Here is a 16,602-nt window from a genome sequence, read left to right as displayed (position 1 = left end):
TCCAGACTAGAACCGCCCCCGGCGACGGTTGCGGCCGGGGGCGGTTCGGGGAGTGTCGGTGAGGGTCAGAGCACGACCTGGGCCTCGGCGTAGCGCTCGGCCGGGACCGTCTTCAGGGTCTCCACGGCCGCCGCCAGCGGAACCATCGTGATGTCCGTGCCGCGCAGCGCCGTCATCATGCCGAACTCGCCGCGGTGAGCGGCCTCCACGGCGTGCCAGCCGAAGCGGGTGGCCAGGACGCGGTCGTACGCGGTCGGGGTGCCGCCGCGCTGGACGTGGCCGAGGATCACCGGACGGGCCTCCTTGCCGAGGCGCTGCTCCAGCTCACCGGAGAGCTGCGTCGCCACACCGGCGAAGCGCTCGTGGCCGTAGATGTCCGTCTTGCCCTGGTTGAACTCCATGGAGCCCTCCCGGGGCTTGGCGCCCTCCGCCACGACGACGATCGCGAACTTCTTGCCGTCCGAGAAGCGCCGACCGACGACTTCGGTCAGCTCCGCGATGTCGAAGGGCCGCTCGGGCACGACGATGGCGTGAGCCCCGGCCGCCATGCCGGAGTGCAGCGCGATCCAGCCGGTGTGCCGCCCCATGACCTCGACGATCAGGACGCGCTGGTGCGACTCAGCGGTCGTCTTCAGCCGGTCCAGCGCCTCGGTGGCGACCCCGACGGCCGTGTCGAAACCGAACGTCACGTCGGTGGAGGCGATGTCGTTGTCGATGGTCTTCGGCACCCCGACGATCGGCAGACCCGCCTCGGAGAGCAGGTTGGCGGCCTTCAGGGTGCCCTCGCCGCCGATCGGGATGATCGCGTCCAGGCCGAGGTCGGTGACGTGGCCCTTCGCGCGTTCCACGCCGTCACGCAGATGCGCGGGCTGGACGCGGGAGGACCCGAGGATGGTGCCGCCGCGGGCCAGGATGCCCCCGACCGCGTCGAGGTCGAGCTTGCGGTAGTCGCACTCGAGGAGGCCCTTCCACCCGTCGTGGAAGCCGATGACCTCGTCGCCGTGGTCGACCACCGCGCGGTGCACGACGGAACGGATGACGGCGTTGAGGCCGGGGCAGTCGCCGCCGGAGGTGAGCACACCAATTCGCATTGCCCGGGAAACCTTTGCAACGTGGGCCGACCCCGGACCACGTCGTCCGGTTGGATCCACGCCACCTTACCGGCGCGGGGTGGCCGTACCGAACCCCCTGTCCGATTGCTGGACGTCCACCGGATGTACACAGGCCGCACACGCGCGCGGACCGGCCCCCGGGAGGGCCGGTCCGCGCGGGACGGGTCAGGCGGGCTGGGTCGCCGCCGCGATCCGCTCGGCGCGCAGCGCCTCGTACCACCGGTCGTCGCTGGGCGGCAGCGCGTTCACGTCCAGCGCCAGCTTCAGCAGGTGGTCCGCGATCAGCGGGTTGCGGGCCAGGACCGGCCCGTGCATGTAGGTGCCGAACACGGTGTCGTTGTACGCGCCCTCCGTGCCGTCCCCCGTGCCGTTGCCGCGGCCGAGCCGCACCCGGGCCAACGGACGCGCGGACGGGCCCAGGTGGGTGACGCCCTGGTGGTTCTCGAAGCCGGTCAGGGGCGGGAGCCCCAGATTCGGATCGATGTCCCCGAGCACGTCGCCGACGCACCGGGCGCCCTCACCCCGGGTGGAGACCACGTCGAGCAGCCCGAGGCCGGGCTCCCGCTCGCCGAGGTCGTTGATGAACTCGTGGCCGAGGATCTGGTAGCCGGCGCACACCGAGAAGATGATCGCGCCGTTGGACGCGGCCCGGCTCAGTCCGCCGTCACGGCGCAGCCGTTCGGCGGCGAGGCGCTGCGGCCGGTCCTCACCGCCGCCGATGAGGTAGATGTCGCCCGACGTCGGGATGGGCTGGTCGCTGCGGACGTCCACGCGCGACACGTCGAGACCGCGCTGACGTGCCCGGCGCTCCACGACCAGGGCGTTGCCCTGGTCGCCGTAGGTGCTGAGGAGGTCGGGGTAGACCCACACCAGCCGCAGGCTGTTGTTCATGCTTCGTCCTCTCCGGGGGTTGCCCGCGCGGGGGTCAGTTGCCGACACGACGGCGCAGATCCTGGAAGGCGGTGTAGTTGGCGATGACCTCGATGCGACCGGGCGGCGCCATCTGGACGGCCTCGTCCAGGGTTTCGCACACACGGAAGTCGAGTCCGGCGACCTCGAGCCGGACCGCCAGGTCCAGCTTGCGGTCGCCGAGCACGAAGATCGGGTGACCGTAGAGCTGGGTGTAGTCGACGTCCCACAGCCAGGACGTGTCCGTGCCGTCGGCACCGCGCGCGTTCACCGAGAGGATGACCGGTGTGGGCGGAGGGTCGATCAGGGAGAACGTCTCGAGCCAGCCGGCCGGGTTCTTCGCCAGCAGGAGCCGGAGCTCACGGCCGAGGAAGCTGACGACGTCGTAACGGCCGGCCACGGCCTGCACCTGGTACATGCGCTCCAGCGCGACCTGCGGCGGTACGCCGAAGACCGCGGCCACGGCGGCGGAGCTCGTCGCGTTGGCCTTGTTGGCCCGGCCCGGGAGCTGGAGGTGGATCGGCCACGCCGAACCGTGCGGGTCCAGGACGTAGTCGCCGTTCAGGGCCCAGCTGGGGGCGGGGCGGCGGAAACCGCACTCCCCGCAGAACCAGTCGTCCCCGGGGCGCTGCATCACACCGCCGCAGGACGGGCAGGACCAGGCGTCGTCCTTCCACGCCTGTCCCGCCGCGACCCACACCACGTTGGGGGAGGAGGAGGCGGCCCAGACGATCAGCGGGTCGTCGGCGTTGGCCACGATCACGGCCTTGGAGCCCGACAGGCCCTCACGCCACTTCTCCGCCAGCATCCGGGTCTCCGCCGCGCGGTCCAGCTGGTCGCGGGAGAGGTTGAGCAGCGCGATCACCTTCGGCGTCGTGTCGCGTGCCACACCGGCGAGATACTTCTCGTCGACCTCGATCACGCCGTAGCGCGCGTCCGAGCCCCCGGCCAGCGCGGAGGTGATCCCCGCCGGCATGTTGGCCCCGAGCGCGTTCGACACGACGGGGCCCGCGGCCCTCAGCGCCTCGGCGATGAGCCGGGTGGTGGTCGTCTTGCCGTTCGTCGCGGACACGAGGATCACGTCCAGGTGCTGCGCCAGCCGCCCGAGCAGGTCGGGGTCGAGCTTGAGCGCCACCCGGCCGCCGATCACCGATCCGCTGCCGCGCCCCGCGGCGCGCGACACCGCCGCCGCGGCCTTGCCCGCCGTCACGGCGAGCTTGGCCCGCGGCGACAACGGCTCCGTGTTGCCTGCCATCGTCCTAGATCCTCCTTGCGTAAGTCCGTGCCCAGCCTATCGATGTCCGAGGTGCCGACCGCACCTCGGCACCACGGGGAACGTGGAGGTCACGTGCAACGTACGCTTCCGGGCATGCGAAACCGCCCGATCCCCGGCAGTACCGGACGTGTTCGAGCCATGAGTCTGCTCGGCGCCCCGGCGCTCCACAGCCCGTGCGACGACGTGACCGACTTCGGCCCGTCCCTCGCCCGGCTGGTGGAGGACATGTTCGCCACCATGTACGCCGCGAACGGTGTGGGGCTCGCCGCGAATCAGATCGGCGTACCGCTCAGGGTGTTCGTGTACGACTGTCCGGACGACGACGAGGTCCGGCACCTCGGTCATCTCGTCAACCCGGTCCTGGTCGAGGCGGACGGGGACACCGTACGCGGACCGGAGGGCTGTCTCTCGCTCCCGGGGATCGAGGCGGGCACCCCGCGCTTCGACCGTGCGGTGGTCGAGGGCCGGACGGTCGCCGGAGAGCCGGTGCGGATCACCGGCACCGGCTGGTTCGCCCGCTGTCTCCAGCACGAGTGCGACCACCTCGACGGCCGGGTCTACACCGACCGGCTCACCGGACTGCGCCGCACCAGGGCGCTGCGCGCGGCCCGGCGGGCGCCGTGGGCGCGTACGGCGGCCGAGGGCTGACCCGGTCCCCCGGGGCGGTGCCCCTCTCAGAATCCCTGGCCGCCCGGCAGGTCCCCCGCCTCGGCGAGCCTGCCCCACAGCAGGTCGGCCAGGCTGCGCACCAGCTGTTCGCGCGAGCACGGCCGGTCGCCCAGCCACCAGTCGCCGGCCGCGTGCATCATGCCGACGATGCCGTGGCCCCAGATGCGGGCCATCTGCTCGCTCTCCGGGCCGAGATCGACCCGCTCCACGATCACCTTGCCCAGCTCCTCGCCGAGGCGCCGGAGCAGCGGGGCGGAGTGGCGGCCGACGTCGAAACCCTGCTCGGGGGAGGGCGCCGCGTCGTCCGACGGATGCATCAGGAAGCGGTAGACCTGCGGACGAGCCTCGATCGCCGCGAGGTAGGTGTCCAGGGTCGCCTCGACCCGTTCGCGGCGCTCGGAGGGGGCGTCCAGGGCGGCCCGCAGCGCGCTCAGCAGGGCGTCGGTGTGACGCTTGGCGAGGGCGCGGTAGAGGCCGCCCTTGTCGCCGAAGTGCCGGTAGAGGATGGGCTTGGTGATCCCGGCCTCCGCGGCGATCGCGTTCATGGAGGCCTGCGGGCCGTCCCTGAGCACCACCCGGTCCGCGGCTTCGAGCAGCTCCCGGCGGCGGCGTTCGGCCGCCGTCCGCTGCCGTTCGGCCCCTCGTGTGGTCTCCATGTCGTTTCTCCCGCCCCGCCCAGCTGTCCTGCGATCTCGTCACGCCCGGGCAACGTAACACCCTGGTCCGCCACCCGCGGATCCGTCGCGGTCCGGTTGACAGGGGCTACTTGCTGGTAACAGACTGTTGTTACCGCTAGTAACGGGGATATCCGGAAGTGCATGGAGGGAACATGGCCGAGTTCACGCTCGAGCTCAACGACGACCAGAAGCAGGTCCGTGACTGGCTGCACGGATTCGCCGCCGAGGTGATCCGGCCGGCCGCTTCGGAGTGGGACGAGCGTGAGGAAACGCCCTGGCCGGTCATCCAGGAGGCGGCCAAGGTGGGCATCTACTCCCTGGACTTCTACGCCCAGCAGTTCTTCGACCCCACGGGCCTCGGCATCCCCATGGCCATGGAGGAGCTCTTCTGGGGTGACGCGGGGATCGCCCTGTCGATCGTCGGTACGGGCCTGGCGGCGGTCGGTGTGCTCGCCAACGGCACCGAGGAGCAGATCGGCACCTGGATCCCCCAGATGTACGGCGACGCCGACGACGTGAAGGTCGCCGCCTTCTGCTCCTCCGAGCCGGACGCGGGCTCGGACGTCGCCTCGATGCGTACGCGTGCGGTGTACGACGAGGCCAAGGACGAGTGGGTGCTCAACGGCACCAAGACCTGGGCGACGAACGGCGGTATCGCCAACGTCCACGTCGTCGTCGCGGTGGTGGACCCGGAGCTCGGCTCCAAGGGCCACGCCTCCTTCATCGTCCCCCCGGCCACCCCCGGTCTCACGCAGGGGCAGAAGTTCAAGAAGCACGGCATCCGCGCCTCGCACACGGCCGAGGTCGTCCTCGAGGACGTCCGTGTGCCCGGTCACTGTCTGCTCGGCGGCAAGGAGAAGCTCGACGAGCGCCTCGCCCGGGCCCGTGAGCGCGCCAGGTCCGGCGGCGAGCGCGTCAAGAACGCGGCGATGGCCACCTTCGAGGCCTCCCGCCCGGCCGTCGGGGCCATGGCCGTCGGCACCGCCCGCGCCGCCTACGAGGTCGCGCTCGACTACGCGAAGACCCGCACCCAGTTCGGCCGCCCGATCATCGACAACCAGGGTGTCGCCTTCCAGCTCGCCGACATGCGGACCCAGATCGACGCGGCGCGTCTGCTCGTCTGGCGGGCCTCCTGGATGGCGAGCGCCGGCAAGCCGTTCACCGCGGCCGAGGGGTCCATGTCCAAGCTGTACGCGAGCGAGACGGCGAAGTCGGTCACCGCCCAGGCCGTACAGATCCTGGGCGGCAACGGCTTCACCCGTGAGTACCCGGTCGAGCGCATGCACCGGGACGCCGCCATCTACACCATCTTCGAGGGCACGAGCGAGATCCAGCGCCTGGTGATCGCCCGCACCCTGTCGGGGATGCCGATCCGCTAGTCACGTGCCGCGGGGCCGGGCCGTACGCCGGCCCGGCCCCGCGTGCTCCCCGTCCGGTCAGCGCGGCAGCTGCGCCTCGACGGCCGCCACGACCTCGGGTGCCTCCGGCTCGGTGCGCGGGCGGATCCGGGCGACGGGCTCCCCGGCCGGGGAGATCAGGAACTTCTCGAAGTTCCACTGGACGTCACCGGCGGTGCCCTCGGCGTCGTCGAGCTTCGTCAGCTCCGTGTAGAGCGGGTGCCGGCCCTCGCCGTTGACGTCGATCTTCTCCAGCAGCGGGAAGCTGACCCCGTACGTCGTCGAGCAGAACGTCTGGATCTCCTCCGCGGTGCCCGGCTCCTGACCCGCGAACTGGTTGCAGGGCACGCCGAGAACGGTGAACCCCCGGTCCGCGTACTGCTTCTGGAGCCTCTCCAGACCGGCGTACTGCGGGGTGAGCCCGCACTGGGAGGCGACGTTCACCAGCAGGACCGCCGAGCCCGCGTAGGCCCCCAGCGTGGTCGGCTCGCCGTCGAGCGTCCGGAGCGGGATGTCGTGCAGCGTCATGAGAGATCTCCTCGTCGGTGGGGTGTCGCCGGTGGGGCGCCGCCCCCATTGTGACGCTCACGGCGCGGAGGTCTCCGGGCGGCCGAGCGCCCGGTAGTAGAGCGTGGTCCCCCGCAGCGTGCCGTAGGGGTCGGCGGCGTAGTCCGGGACGGAGCCGCACGGTGTCCAGCCCGCCGAGCGGTAGAGGCGTTCCGCGTCGCTTCCCGTCTCGGTGTCCAGGACCAGCAGGGAAAGGCCCTCCTCGGCGGCCGACCGTTCCACGGCCGTGAGCAGCGCCCGGCCGATCCCCCTTCCGCGGGCCGAGGGCCTGACCATGAGCTTGGCGACCTCCGCGCGGTGGCGGGCGTTCGGCATGGTGGCCCTGGCCAGGCCGATCGTGCCCGCGACCCGCTCGTCGTCCCGGGCGATCCAGACCTGCTGTCCTCCCGCGTCGACCGCGGCCGCCCGCTCGCGCCACCAGACGGCGGCCGCCTCCCGGTCCAGGGGGAGCAGGAAACCGACCGAGGCGCCGGCCTCCACGGCCTCGATCATCAGCGCGGCGAGCTCATCTGCGTACGTGACCAGCTCGGGGCCGGACACGGGGACGATCTCGGTCATGAGGCGGGTCCTCTCACGTTCACGGCGGAACGGGGGTCGGTGGGTGCGTGGCGGGCCCGGTGCGGGCCCGGTCGGTATGCCGACCGGACGGCGGCATGTAAGTCTGATAAAAGGCGCATAAGCCGCTCTGTCGACGCACGGTGTCGCGCATCGGCAGCACGATCGAGGAGGCCGACATGGCTGGAAGTGTGAGTGGGTCGCGTACGGATCATGACGTCGGAGGGCGCAGAACCGCCGCGTCCGGCTGGACCGTCTTCGCGGCAGTGATGATGATCTTCGGTGGGGCCATGGCCATTCTCGAGGGGATCGCCGCCATCGCCAAGGACGACCTGTTCGTCACGACGAGCAACTACGTCTTCAAGTTCAGTCTGACAGGCTGGGGATGGGTGCACCTCATCCTGGGGATCGTCGTGCTCCTCGCGGGCTGCGCGCTCTTCACCGGGGCTCTCTGGGCCCGTGCGGTAGGGGTCCTGCTGGCGGGGCTCCTGGCCGTCGCCCACTTCCTGTGGCTCCCGTACTACCCGTTCTGGTCCCTCGTCCTGATCGCGATCAACATCTTCGTCATCTGGGCGCTGTGCTCGCCGCATCAGGACGCTCGAGCCTGAGGACCAGGACGTAGGACACCACCACGGAGACGATCACGAGGGGCATGACGGTGACGCCCTCGGATCCCAGCAGCAGCGTGGCCAGCAGCACGGATGTCATCGGCAGCCGGAGCATGGCCACGCACATGGCCCCGATGCCCATCGCGAAGCCCGAGGTGGCGTTCAGGCCGGGCAGGTGCGACAGCGCGAGCCCGCCCGCCGCCCCCAGGAACATCGACGGGAAGATGGGGCCTCCCCGGAAGGCGCTCAGGGACGCCGCGTAGGCCAGTGCCTTGCAGACGATCAGTACGAGGAGCGACCCGACCGCGTACGTGGCGCCCTCGGCGAGCAGGCCGCCGAGGGCGCTCTGGCCGGAGTACAGCACCTCCGACGCGTTCCTGCCCGTGCTCTCCGCGTACAGGAGGGCCAGGACGCCGACCGTGAGGCCCATCGCCACGGTCGCGATCACCCGCCGCTGCTCGACCCAGTCCTGCAAGGACAGGGAGAGCCTCTTGACGCCCGTACCCACGAGCGCCGCGGCGGCTCCCAGGACGAGGGCCCACCCGAACTCGGCGACGCCGGGATCGGGCGTGTGGGGCACATGGGGGAGGGTCAGGGAGTACGTCCCCAGGCCGGTCCACGACCCCAGGCCGATGAAGATGAGCGATCCGATGCCGGAGGCGAGCAGCCCCGGCACGAGCACGAGGCCCAGCATCATCCCGGCCAGGCCGGACGCCTCCATCAGCAGGAAGGCGCCGAGGAGCGGCGAGCCCAGCAGGGCGCTGACGGCGGCGAAGCTGCCCGCCGCCGCGACCATGGCGCTCGCGCTCGGCGCGATCCCCGGCTTCAGCAGCCGGGCGGCGTACGCGGCCAGCCCACCGCCGAGGGCGATCAGGGGTGCCTCCGGGCCGAGGACCGCGCCGAGACCGAGGGAGGTCAGGGCGGCGAGGGCGACCCCCGGCAGCTGGGCTGCCGTCGGGGCCCCCGTGTTCACGAACCCCTCGGCCGGTCTGTGCCCGCCCGTTCCCGGCAGATGGCGGATGGTCAGCGCGGTCAGCAGACCCGCCACGCCGAGCAGCGGCACCGGCCACCACGAGGGGGTGCTCGCGAAGCCCAGGGCGTGCGGGAGGTCCTCGTAGGTCAGGTCCTCCAGCTCGTGGACGAGCGCCAGGAAGCCGAACGCCGCGGCGGAGACGGGGACGCCGAGGGCCGCCACCATGACCAGCAGGACCGCGTAGCCCCGGGTGCGGATCACCGTGCGCGGATCCGGGGTCTCGGCGCCGGGCGCTCCTGCCGGTTCGGCCGACATCGTCATGGTCTCCTCGGTGTGGGGCCCGCCGGGGCGTCGGCCGGGGTCCACACGGTGATACCACGATGTCCGGTTATGTCTGCGAAGTACCCGCTGGGTGCGCGGGGTGAATCCCGCCGCGATGTCCAGGCCCCCGGGCCCCGGCCCTACCTCCGGCCCTCCCCGGCTGCCGTGAGCCGGCCCGCGGTCACCGCGTCGACGAGCGCCCGGTGGTCCCTCTCGTTCTGGTCGGCGTACCGCTCGGCGAACGTCTCCAGCGCCCGGTCGAACACGTCGCCGTGGCCCAGATAGGCCGCGATCGCGATGCGGTCGCCGGACCGGGCGTGCGCACGTGCCAGCGTCGTCCCGCACAGCTCGCCGAACGCGGACATGCCGCGCGGCACCATCTGTTCCGGTGCGGCGATGCCCTTCCAGTCGCGCAGCTGCCGCACGTAGAAGTCCCGGCGCTTCCCGTCGAACCCGTCGACCCGCTCCCAGCCCAGGAAGATGTCGCCCGCGGCCTGCATCAGCCGCTGGCCCGCCACCACACGCTCGCCCTGGTTCCGGTACGCACTCGCCCCCGCGAAGGGCGCCAGGACCGAGGTGTCCGCCTCCTTCGCCTGGAGGAAGAGCGGATCCTCGCCGTCCCTGCCCATCAGGAGGAAGATCCAGCAGCGGGTACCGACGCTTCCCACCCCCACGACCTTGCGGGCCATGTCCACGGGCCGGAAGTCCGCGAGCAGGGAACGCCGGTCGGACGGGAGGCTGCGGGCGTAGCCCCTCAGGAGCTTGCGGAACTGCCCCTCCGTCGCCCGCCGTTCCGCGTCCGGCAGCAGATCCGTGAGCGGAACGACCAGGGGCGGGTCCGGGGCGATGCGGAGCCGCCCGTCGGCCACCTCGGTGAGTTTGGCGAAAGCCTGGAGGCTGTCCCGCGTGCGGGCCTTCGCCGTCGCACCGGCGACGCGCCTACGGCCCGCGGCCGCCAGCTTCCCCGCGGCCATGGCCCTCAGGCGCTCCTCGTCGACCTTCGCGTACCAGACGTCGAGATTGCGCATGTCCGCGAACCGGATCATCGACTCCCGGTACGACCGCACGGTGGCCCGTACGACGCGGGCCCGCTCCTTGTCCGTGAAGCCGTTCGCGCGCCCCGCGATGACCAGGCTGGCGGCCAGCCGCTTGACGTCCCACTCCCAGGGCCCCGGCAGCGTCTCGTCGAAGTCGTTGATGTCGAACAGCAGATGGCGCTCCGGAGAGGCGAGCAGCCTGAAGTTCAGCAGATGGGCGTCGCCGCACAGCTGGGCCCGGATCCCCGAGGCCGGAGTCCCGGCCAGGTCGGAGGCCATGATCGCCGCGGCACCCCGGTAGAAGCGGAACGGTGACTCCGTCATCCGCCCGTACCGGATCGGGACGAGCTCCGGCACCCTGGTCGCGGACTGGGCCTCCAGGAGGGCCAGCGGGTCCGGACGGCCGGCCGGTGGTTCGTACGCGTGATGGCTGGACCTGGGGGTACGCCGACGGGCCGCCTTGCCGAGCGCGGCCCGCTCCCGCGGTGTCGCGCCGGGCACGGCACGGAGCGGCGAGGTGCGTTCCTGGGGCATGGCGGCCCTCCTGCCTGCGTGCGGGACCGTGTGGCGGCTTTCCCTGCCTCCCATCATCCCGGCCCTGCCCCGTTCCGGCCGCTCGGGCCGATCCCGTGGGGCCGCCCCCGCGCGGGAGACCGGGCCGCCTCAGGCCCGTCCGCCGCTCCGCGCCGCGTGTCTCCGGCCCACGCGCCGCCAGATCGCGCGCTGGGACCTGAGGGCGAGGGCGCCCACCGCGATCAGCACGGCGATGTTGACCAGGAGCTGGACCAGGGAACCCCACGCCTCGGACCAGCTGCCGAAGGCCGTGGAGACGCTGACGGCCGCTGCCGCCGGGATGGTCGTGACCGAGATGAAGACCCCGAGCAGGGCGCTGGTGCGGGCCTCGGTGAGGGACACGATGCCGACGACTCCGGCCAGCGCCGCCACGGCGAACGAGAAGAAGTTGGGTGTGTTGATCAGGTCGGACACGGGGCGCAGACCTCGTGTGAAGGCCTGTGACTCGAAGCCGAAACCGCGGATCAGCAGACTGAAGAGGAAGGTGACCGTGATGGTCAGCAGAAACCCCTTGAACAGCGCCTCCAGCCCTCGCCGTGCCATCTGCCCGTCGCGCCGGTCGATGCCCAGCGCCACGGAGACGATCGCCCCGTACTCGGGGCCGACGACCATCGCGCCGACGATGAGGATCTGGGAGTTGGTCACGATGCCGACCGAGCCGATGAGACCCGCCGCGACCAGGTAGAGGTAGAAGCTGGGCGCGTACCTCCCCTCCGACCGGATGCGTGCCTCCACCTGCTCCCAGACCGGCGCGCCGGTGAGCGGCCCGAGCCGTCGGCTCGCGGCCTCCGAGGCGCGCCCCGGGAACGTCATGTCGACCGGCTCGACGACCAGGGACCCGTCGACGTCGAGCCGCAGCTCCCGCAGCCCGCGCAGCACCTCGTTGGCGGCTCCCGTCAGCACGTCGCACGCCACGGAGTCGCCGTCGGGACTGCGCGCGGCGCCACGGCTCACGATCAGGTTGAGGACGTAGGGGTCGCCGGCGAGGAACTCCTCGACCCGGTCCGTGAGGTCCGGCGGACTGACCGCCCGGACATGGATCACATCCACGCGCCGCCTCCGCGGGGCCGGGGGAGCGATCGGGAGACGCTCGCGGCCCGGTTGCTTTCGCGCGGACCGGACGGAGACGGAAGGGTGTCGGTCATGGACCGACACCCTTCCACGGCGGAGTACGATCCGCCGGGCGACCTGCGGGCGGGCACCGCCGTCGGTGCACGGCATCCACCGCCGTGCCCACCGCGCCGTGTCGGACCCGCCTGAGAGGATCCGACCCGTGGAATCCTCCGAGCCCCCTCCCGCACTGTTCTCCGCACCGCAGCCGGAAACCGGCCGTCGTGAGCCCCGCCGTCCGGTGCGGTGCGCCCTGTGCGGACGGCCCCTCACCGGCGCGCGGTCGCGCCGTACCGGGCTCGGCCCCGCCTGCGACGCCAAACTGCATCCGGCGGGCCCGGACATCCGGACCCGCCGTCACGAGGTGGACCAGGACACGCTGCCCGGCACCTGACCCCCGGGAAAGGCCTACACGCCGTCGAGACGGCGGAAGAGCCCCTCCTGGACCACGGACACCAGCAACTGCCCCTGACGGTCGTAGATCCGCCCCCTGGCCAGTCCGCGGCCGCCCGTGGCGATCGGTGACTCCTGGTCGTACAGGAACCACTCGTCGGCCCGGAACGGCCGGTGGAACCACATCGCGTGGTCCAGCGAGGCCATGTCGAAGCCGCGCGGCCCCCACAGCGGCTCGACGGGGATCCGCACGGCGTCCAGCAGCGTCATGTCACTGGCGTACGTCAGCGCGCAGGTGTGCACCAGCGGGTCGTCGCCCAGCGGGCCGACCGCGCGCATCCACACCGCGCTGCGCGGGTCCGCGTCCTTGATCTCCTCCCGCGTCCAGCGCAGCCGGTCGACGTAGCGGATGTCGAAGGGCTGGCGGCGGGCCATCCGCTCCAGTGCCTCCGGCAGACCGCCCAGGTGCTCACGCACCTCGTCGGCGACCGTCGGCAGCTCGTCCGGGTCGGGCACGATCCGGGCCGGCGGCAGCTGGTGCTCGAATCCGGCCTCCTCCGGGCGGTGGAAGGACGCCGTCAGGTTGAAGATCGTCCGGCCCTGCTGCACGGCCGTGACCCGGCGCGTGGTGAAGGACCGGCCGTCCCGCACCCGCTCCACGTCGTACACGATCGGCACGCCAGGGCGGCCCGGACGCAGGAAGTACGCGTGCAGGGAGTGCACCGGACGGTCGCCGTCCGTGGTGCGGCCTGCGGCGACCAGCGCCTGCCCCGCGACCTGCCCGCCGAAGACCCGTTGCAGGGACTCCTCGGGACTGCGGCCGCGGAAGATGTTGACCTCGATCCGCTCCAGGTCGAGCAGATCGACCAGGCTGTCGGCGGGGTTCGTCATGCGGTTCTTCTCCACTCTCCTGGCCGGCGCGCCGTCACAGCTGGCCCACGGCCGTGACCCGGACGACCGCCCGGCCCTCCTCGTCGGAGGCCGCGAGATCGACCTCCGCACGGATTCCCCAGTCGTGGTCCCCGGCCGGGTCGGCGAACGCCTGCCACACCCGCCACAGACCGTGCCCGGGGTCCTCGTCGATCTTCAGCAGCTTCGGGCCGCGCGCGTCCGGGCCCGTGCCCAGCTCCTCGTGCGCGTCCCAGTACGCGTCCATCGCCTCGCCCCAGGCGTCCTCGTCCCAGCCCGCGTCGGCGTCCAGCTCACCCAGGTCGCGGACCCGGTCCAGAGCGGCCAGCTCCACCCTGCGGAACATCGCGTTGCGCACGAGGACCCGGAAGGCGCGGGCGTTGGCGGTCACCGGCTTGACCTCGTCGGCCCGCTCCTGCGCCTGCTCGGCGGTCTCCACCTCGGGGTTGGCCAGCTGCTCCCACTCGTCCAGCAGGCTGGAGTCCACCTGGCGCACCATCTCGCCCAGCCAGGCGATCAGGTCCTCCAGGTCCTCGGACTTCAGGTCGTCGGGAATGGTGTGCTCGAGCGCCTTGTAGGCGCTCGCCAGATACCGCAGGACGATGCCCTCGGTGCGGGCCAGCTCGTAGTTCGAGGTGAACTCCGTGAAGGTCATGGCCCGTTCGTACATGTCGCGGATCACGGACTTCGGTGACACCGGGTGGTCACCGACCCACGGGTGGCTGGTGCGGTACACGTCGTAGGCGTGCCAGAGCAGCTCGCTCAGCGGCTTCGGGTAGGTGACCTCCTGGAGCCGCTCCATCCGCTCCTCGTACTCGACGCCGTCCGCCTTCATCTGCCCGACGGCCTCGCCCCGCGCCTTGTTCTGCTGGGCGGCCAGGATCTGCCGGGGGTCGTCGAGCGTCGACTCGACGACCGAGACCATGTCCAGGGCGTACGAGGGCGATTCGGCGTCCAGCAGGTCGAAGGCGGCCAGCGCGAAGGTGGACAGCGGCTGGTTGAGCGCGAAGTCCTGCTGGAGGTCGACCGTGAGCCGTACGATCCGGCCCTCCGCGTCGGGCGCGTCGAGCTGCTCCACGACACCGCCGTCGAGCAGCGACCGGTAGATCGCGATGGCGCGGCGGATGTGCCGCAGCTGGGCACGGCGCGGCTCGTGGTTGTCCTCCAGCAGATGCCGCATCGCCTCGAAGGCGTTGCCCGGGCGGGCGATCACCGAGAGCAGCATCGTGTGCGTGACCCGGAAGCGCGAGGTCAGCGGCTCCGGATCGGACTGGATCAGCTTGTCGAAGGTGGTCTCCGACCAGGCGACGAAGCCCTCGGGGGCCTTCTTGCGGACCACCTTGCGCTTCTTCTTGGGGTCGTCGCCCGCCTTCTTGACGGCCTTCTCGTTCTCGATGACGTGCTCGGGTGCCTGCGCCACGACGAAACCGGCCGTGTCGAACCCGGCCCGGCCGGCGCGGCCCGCGATCTGGTGGAACTCACGGGCCCGCAGGGTGCGCACCCGGGTGCCGTCGTACTTCGTCAGGGCGGTGAACAGCACCGTGCGGATGGGCACGTTGACGCCGACGCCCAGCGTGTCCGTCCCGCAGATGACCTTCAGCAGGCCCGCCTGGGCGAGCTTCTCCACGAGCCTCCGGTACTTGGGGAGCATCCCCGCGTGGTGCACCCCGATCCCGTGGCGCACGTAACGGGAGAGGTTCTGCCCGAACTTGGTGGTGAAGCGGAAGTTGCCGATCAGGTCGGCGATCTTCTCCTTCTCCTCCTTCGTGCACATGTTGATGCTCATCAGCGACTGCGCCCGCTCCACCGCGGCGGCCTGCGTGAAGTGCACGATGTAGACGGGCGACTGCCGGGTGTCCAGCAGTTCGGTGAGCGTCTCCGTGATCGGCGTCAGCCGGTACTCGTAGCTCAGCGGCACCGGGCGCGTCGCCGAGCGCACCACGGAGGTCGGACGGCCGGTGCGGCGGGTCAGGTCCTCCTCGAACATCCTGACGTCGCCGAGGGTCGCCGACATCAGGATGAACTGGGCCTGCGGAAGCTCCAGGATCGGGATCTGCCAGGCCCAGCCGCGGTCCGGTTCCGCGTAGAAGTGGAACTCGTCCATCACGACCTGGCCGATGTCGGCGTACCTGCCGTCGCGCAGCGCGATCGAGGCGAGCACCTCGGCGGTACAGGCGATGACCGGGGCGTCGGCGTTGACCGAGGCGTCGCCGGTCAGCATGCCGACGTTCTCCGTGCCGAAGAGCTTGCACAGGTCGAAGAACTTCTCCGAGACCAGGGCCTTGATCGGGGCGGTGTAGAAGGTGACCTTGTCCTGGGCCAGCGCCGTGAAGTGCGCCCCCGCGGCGACCAGGCTCTTGCCGGAGCCCGTGGGGGTGGAGAGGATCACGTTCGCCCCGGAGACCACCTCGATCAGCGCCTCCTCCTGAGCCGGATAGAGGGCGATCCCCTGCGATTCGGTCCATGACGAGAAGGCCTCGAAGAGGGCGTCCGGGTCGGCGTTCGGCGGGAGCTGATCGATAAGGGTCACGCCCCCATCTTGCCTGCCTCCTGGCCGGATGCGGGAACCGGAGCATCCGGTGAAGATCACGGACGATACGCTGCCCACTCAACTCGGCCGCATCACACAGACCATGGCGGCCCGGCCGGAACACCCGGCCGAATCACGATGGGGGCGGGAAGAACCATGATGGGACCGGCACACTCGCTGTCAGGGGCGGCAGCCTGGCTGGGGGTGGGTGCCGCGGCCGCCGCCGCGGGCCACACGATGCCCTGGCCCGTCCTGGTCGTCGGGGCCCTGATCACCGCCGGCGCGGCGCTCGCCCCGGACCTCGACCACAAGTCGGCCACGATCTCGCGTGCCTTCGGACCCGTCTCCAAGACACTCTGCGAAGTCGTCGACAAGCTCTCCTACGCCGTCTACAAGGCGACCAAGGGAACCGGGGACCCGCGCAGGACCGGTGGCCACCGCACCCTCACCCACACCTGGCTCTGGGCCGTGCTGGTCGGCGCCGGGTGCTCCGTGGCCGCGGTCACCGGCGGCCGGTGGGCGGTCCTGGCCATCCTCTTCGTCCACCTCGTGCTCGCGGTCGAGGGACTGCTGTGGCGCGCGGCCCGCGTCTCCAGCGACGTCCTGGTCTGGCTGCTCGGCGCGACCAGCGCGTGGATCCTCGCGGGCGTGCTGGACCAGCCCGGCAACGGTTCGAGCTGGCTGTTCGACGCGCCCGGCCAGGAGTACATGTGGCTCGGGCTGCCCATCGTCCTCGGAGCCCTCGTCCACGACATCGGTGACGCGCTCACGGTCTCCGGCTGCCCGATCCTGTGGCCCATACCGATGGGCCGCAAGCGCTGGTACCCCCTCGGCCCGCCGAAGTTCATGCGCTTCCGGGCCGGCAGCTGGGTCGAGATCAAGGTGCTGATGCCCGCCTTCATGATCCTCGGCGGAGTGGGCGCCGCAGCGGCCCTCAACGTCATCTGACGGCCCTCCTGCCGCCCGGGGGGCGGTGAGGCCCCCGA

16 protein-coding genes are annotated in these 16,602 nt (G+C 71.5%); 5 read left to right on the top strand and 11 right to left on the bottom strand.

The window, feature by feature from the left end; genetic code table 11:
• Nucleotides 1-65: 65 nt before the first annotated feature.
• From IA22_RS0128060 to IA22_RS0128050, 3 genes are all read right to left on the bottom strand, one after another.
• Nucleotides 66-1,091, bottom strand: a complete 1,026-nt coding sequence (locus IA22_RS0128060) for a 6-phosphofructokinase (protein WP_014157623.1) — start codon at nucleotides 1,089-1,091, stop codon at nucleotides 66-68.
• A gap of 186 nt (nucleotides 1,092-1,277) precedes the next feature.
• Nucleotides 1,278-2,003 (bottom strand): type 1 glutamine amidotransferase, encoded by a 726-nt coding sequence (locus IA22_RS0128055; protein ID WP_014157624.1) that lies wholly within the window; start codon nucleotides 2,001-2,003, stop codon nucleotides 1,278-1,280.
• Nucleotides 2,004-2,037: 34 nt separating this feature from the next.
• Nucleotides 2,038-3,276, bottom strand: coding sequence for a Mur ligase family protein (locus IA22_RS0128050; protein WP_014157625.1), 1,239 nt, complete (start codon nucleotides 3,274-3,276; stop codon nucleotides 2,038-2,040).
• 114 nt (nucleotides 3,277-3,390) lie between these two features.
• Between IA22_RS0128050 and def the strand changes: the two genes are divergently transcribed.
• Entirely contained in the window at nucleotides 3,391-3,945 is a 555-nt protein-coding gene (def, locus tag IA22_RS0128045; RefSeq protein ID WP_030125205.1) for a peptide deformylase, read from the top strand.
• A gap of 26 nt (nucleotides 3,946-3,971) precedes the next feature.
• On the opposite strand, the gene IA22_RS0128040 is transcribed toward def, so the two are convergent.
• On the bottom strand, nucleotides 3,972-4,622 hold the full coding sequence (locus tag IA22_RS0128040) for a TetR/AcrR family transcriptional regulator (protein ID WP_014157627.1): 651 nt from the start codon (nucleotides 4,620-4,622) through the stop codon (nucleotides 3,972-3,974).
• Between the two features lie 173 nt (nucleotides 4,623-4,795).
• On the opposite strand from IA22_RS0128040, the gene IA22_RS0128035 reads away from it, so the two are divergent.
• Nucleotides 4,796-6,022, top strand: a complete 1,227-nt coding sequence (locus tag IA22_RS0128035) for an acyl-CoA dehydrogenase family protein (protein WP_014157628.1) — start codon at nucleotides 4,796-4,798, stop codon at nucleotides 6,020-6,022.
• A 57-nt stretch (nucleotides 6,023-6,079) separates the two neighbouring features.
• On the opposite strand, the gene IA22_RS0128030 is transcribed toward IA22_RS0128035, so the two are convergent.
• Together IA22_RS0128030 and IA22_RS0128025 are read right to left on the bottom strand one after the other, a co-directional pair.
• Nucleotides 6,080-6,568, bottom strand: coding sequence for a glutathione peroxidase (locus IA22_RS0128030; RefSeq protein WP_014157629.1), 489 nt, complete (start codon nucleotides 6,566-6,568; stop codon nucleotides 6,080-6,082).
• 57 nt (nucleotides 6,569-6,625) lie between these two features.
• On the bottom strand, nucleotides 6,626-7,165 hold the full coding sequence (locus tag IA22_RS0128025) for a GNAT family N-acetyltransferase (protein WP_030125204.1): 540 nt from the start codon (nucleotides 7,163-7,165) through the stop codon (nucleotides 6,626-6,628).
• Nucleotides 7,166-7,341: 176 nt separating this feature from the next.
• Here IA22_RS0128025 and IA22_RS0128020 point away from each other — a divergent pair, with 176 nt between their 5' ends.
• Nucleotides 7,342-7,770: a DUF7144 family membrane protein gene (locus IA22_RS0128020; RefSeq protein WP_014157631.1), complete on the top strand. Its 429-nt coding sequence runs from the start codon at nucleotides 7,342-7,344 to the stop codon at nucleotides 7,768-7,770.
• Here IA22_RS0128020 and IA22_RS0128015 read toward each other — a convergent pair.
• The 3 genes from IA22_RS0128015 to IA22_RS0128005 form a co-directional block, all read right to left on the bottom strand.
• The gene (locus IA22_RS0128015) at nucleotides 7,727-9,058 is read right to left on the bottom strand and encodes a chloride channel protein (RefSeq protein WP_030125203.1); all 1,332 of its coding nucleotides are present in this window, start codon (nucleotides 9,056-9,058) and stop codon (nucleotides 7,727-7,729) included. The two genes, IA22_RS0128020 and IA22_RS0128015, sit on opposite strands and share 44 nt — an antisense overlap.
• Before the next feature lie 146 nt (nucleotides 9,059-9,204).
• Nucleotides 9,205-10,635: a DUF2252 domain-containing protein gene (locus IA22_RS0128010; RefSeq protein ID WP_030125202.1), complete on the bottom strand. Its 1,431-nt coding sequence runs from the start codon at nucleotides 10,633-10,635 to the stop codon at nucleotides 9,205-9,207.
• Nucleotides 10,636-10,764: 129 nt separating this feature from the next.
• Complete coding sequence (locus tag IA22_RS0128005; RefSeq protein ID WP_015576177.1) at nucleotides 10,765-11,724, bottom strand: DUF389 domain-containing protein; 960 nt, start codon at nucleotides 11,722-11,724, stop codon at nucleotides 10,765-10,767.
• A gap of 223 nt (nucleotides 11,725-11,947) precedes the next feature.
• Between IA22_RS0128005 and IA22_RS0128000 the strand changes: the two genes are divergently transcribed.
• On the top strand, nucleotides 11,948-12,178 hold the full coding sequence (locus tag IA22_RS0128000; protein ID WP_015576175.1) for a DUF6011 domain-containing protein: 231 nt from the start codon (nucleotides 11,948-11,950) through the stop codon (nucleotides 12,176-12,178).
• Between the two features lie 14 nt (nucleotides 12,179-12,192).
• Here IA22_RS0128000 and IA22_RS0127995 read toward each other — a convergent pair whose 3' ends face one another.
• Both IA22_RS0127995 and IA22_RS0127990 read right to left on the bottom strand, forming a co-directional pair.
• Nucleotides 12,193-13,068: an acyl-CoA thioesterase gene (locus tag IA22_RS0127995; protein WP_014157636.1), complete on the bottom strand. Its 876-nt coding sequence runs from the start codon at nucleotides 13,066-13,068 to the stop codon at nucleotides 12,193-12,195.
• Between the two features lie 34 nt (nucleotides 13,069-13,102).
• Entirely contained in the window at nucleotides 13,103-15,616 is a 2,514-nt protein-coding gene (locus IA22_RS0127990) for a DEAD/DEAH box helicase (RefSeq protein WP_015576174.1), read from the bottom strand.
• 156 nt (nucleotides 15,617-15,772) lie between these two features.
• Between IA22_RS0127990 and IA22_RS0127985 the strand changes: the two genes are divergently transcribed.
• Nucleotides 15,773-16,564: a metal-dependent hydrolase gene (locus tag IA22_RS0127985; RefSeq protein ID WP_014157638.1), complete on the top strand. Its 792-nt coding sequence runs from the start codon at nucleotides 15,773-15,775 to the stop codon at nucleotides 16,562-16,564.
• Nucleotides 16,565-16,602: the final 38 nt, after the last annotated feature.

This window comes from Kitasatospora papulosa (assembly GCF_000717245.1).
Lineage (GTDB): Bacteria > Actinomycetota > Actinomycetes > Streptomycetales > Streptomycetaceae > Streptomyces > Streptomyces papulosus.
Note: the sequence above shows the minus strand (reverse complement) of the source record. Positions and strands in the feature narration are given on the sequence as shown.

What these genes read in the sequence shown, in the direction of transcription:
- IA22_RS0128040 (WP_014157627.1), bottom strand. Translation starts at nt 4,622, where the DNA reads ATGGAGACCACACGAGGGGCCGAACGGCAGCGGACGGCGGCCGAACGC.
- IA22_RS0128015 (WP_030125203.1), bottom strand. Translation starts at nt 9,058, where the DNA reads ATGTCGGCCGAACCGGCAGGAGCGCCCGGCGCCGAGACCCCGGATCCG.
- IA22_RS0128030 (WP_014157629.1), bottom strand. Translation starts at nt 6,568, where the DNA reads ATGACGCTGCACGACATCCCGCTCCGGACGCTCGACGGCGAGCCGACC.
- IA22_RS0127985 (WP_014157638.1), top strand. Translation starts at nt 15,773, where the DNA reads ATGATGGGACCGGCACACTCGCTGTCAGGGGCGGCAGCCTGGCTGGGG.
- IA22_RS0128060 (WP_014157623.1), bottom strand. Translation starts at nt 1,091, where the DNA reads ATGCGAATTGGTGTGCTCACCTCCGGCGGCGACTGCCCCGGCCTCAAC.
- IA22_RS0128020 (WP_014157631.1), top strand. Translation starts at nt 7,342, where the DNA reads ATGGCTGGAAGTGTGAGTGGGTCGCGTACGGATCATGACGTCGGAGGG.
- IA22_RS0127995 (WP_014157636.1), bottom strand. Translation starts at nt 13,068, where the DNA reads ATGACGAACCCCGCCGACAGCCTGGTCGATCTGCTCGACCTGGAGCGG.
- def (WP_030125205.1), top strand. Translation starts at nt 3,391, where the DNA reads ATGCGAAACCGCCCGATCCCCGGCAGTACCGGACGTGTTCGAGCCATG.
- IA22_RS0128010 (WP_030125202.1), bottom strand. Translation starts at nt 10,635, where the DNA reads ATGCCCCAGGAACGCACCTCGCCGCTCCGTGCCGTGCCCGGCGCGACA.
- IA22_RS0128025 (WP_030125204.1), bottom strand. Translation starts at nt 7,165, where the DNA reads ATGACCGAGATCGTCCCCGTGTCCGGCCCCGAGCTGGTCACGTACGCA.
- IA22_RS0128050 (WP_014157625.1), bottom strand. Translation starts at nt 3,276, where the DNA reads ATGGCAGGCAACACGGAGCCGTTGTCGCCGCGGGCCAAGCTCGCCGTG.
- IA22_RS0128035 (WP_014157628.1), top strand. Translation starts at nt 4,796, where the DNA reads ATGGCCGAGTTCACGCTCGAGCTCAACGACGACCAGAAGCAGGTCCGT.
- IA22_RS0128055 (WP_014157624.1), bottom strand. Translation starts at nt 2,003, where the DNA reads ATGAACAACAGCCTGCGGCTGGTGTGGGTCTACCCCGACCTCCTCAGC.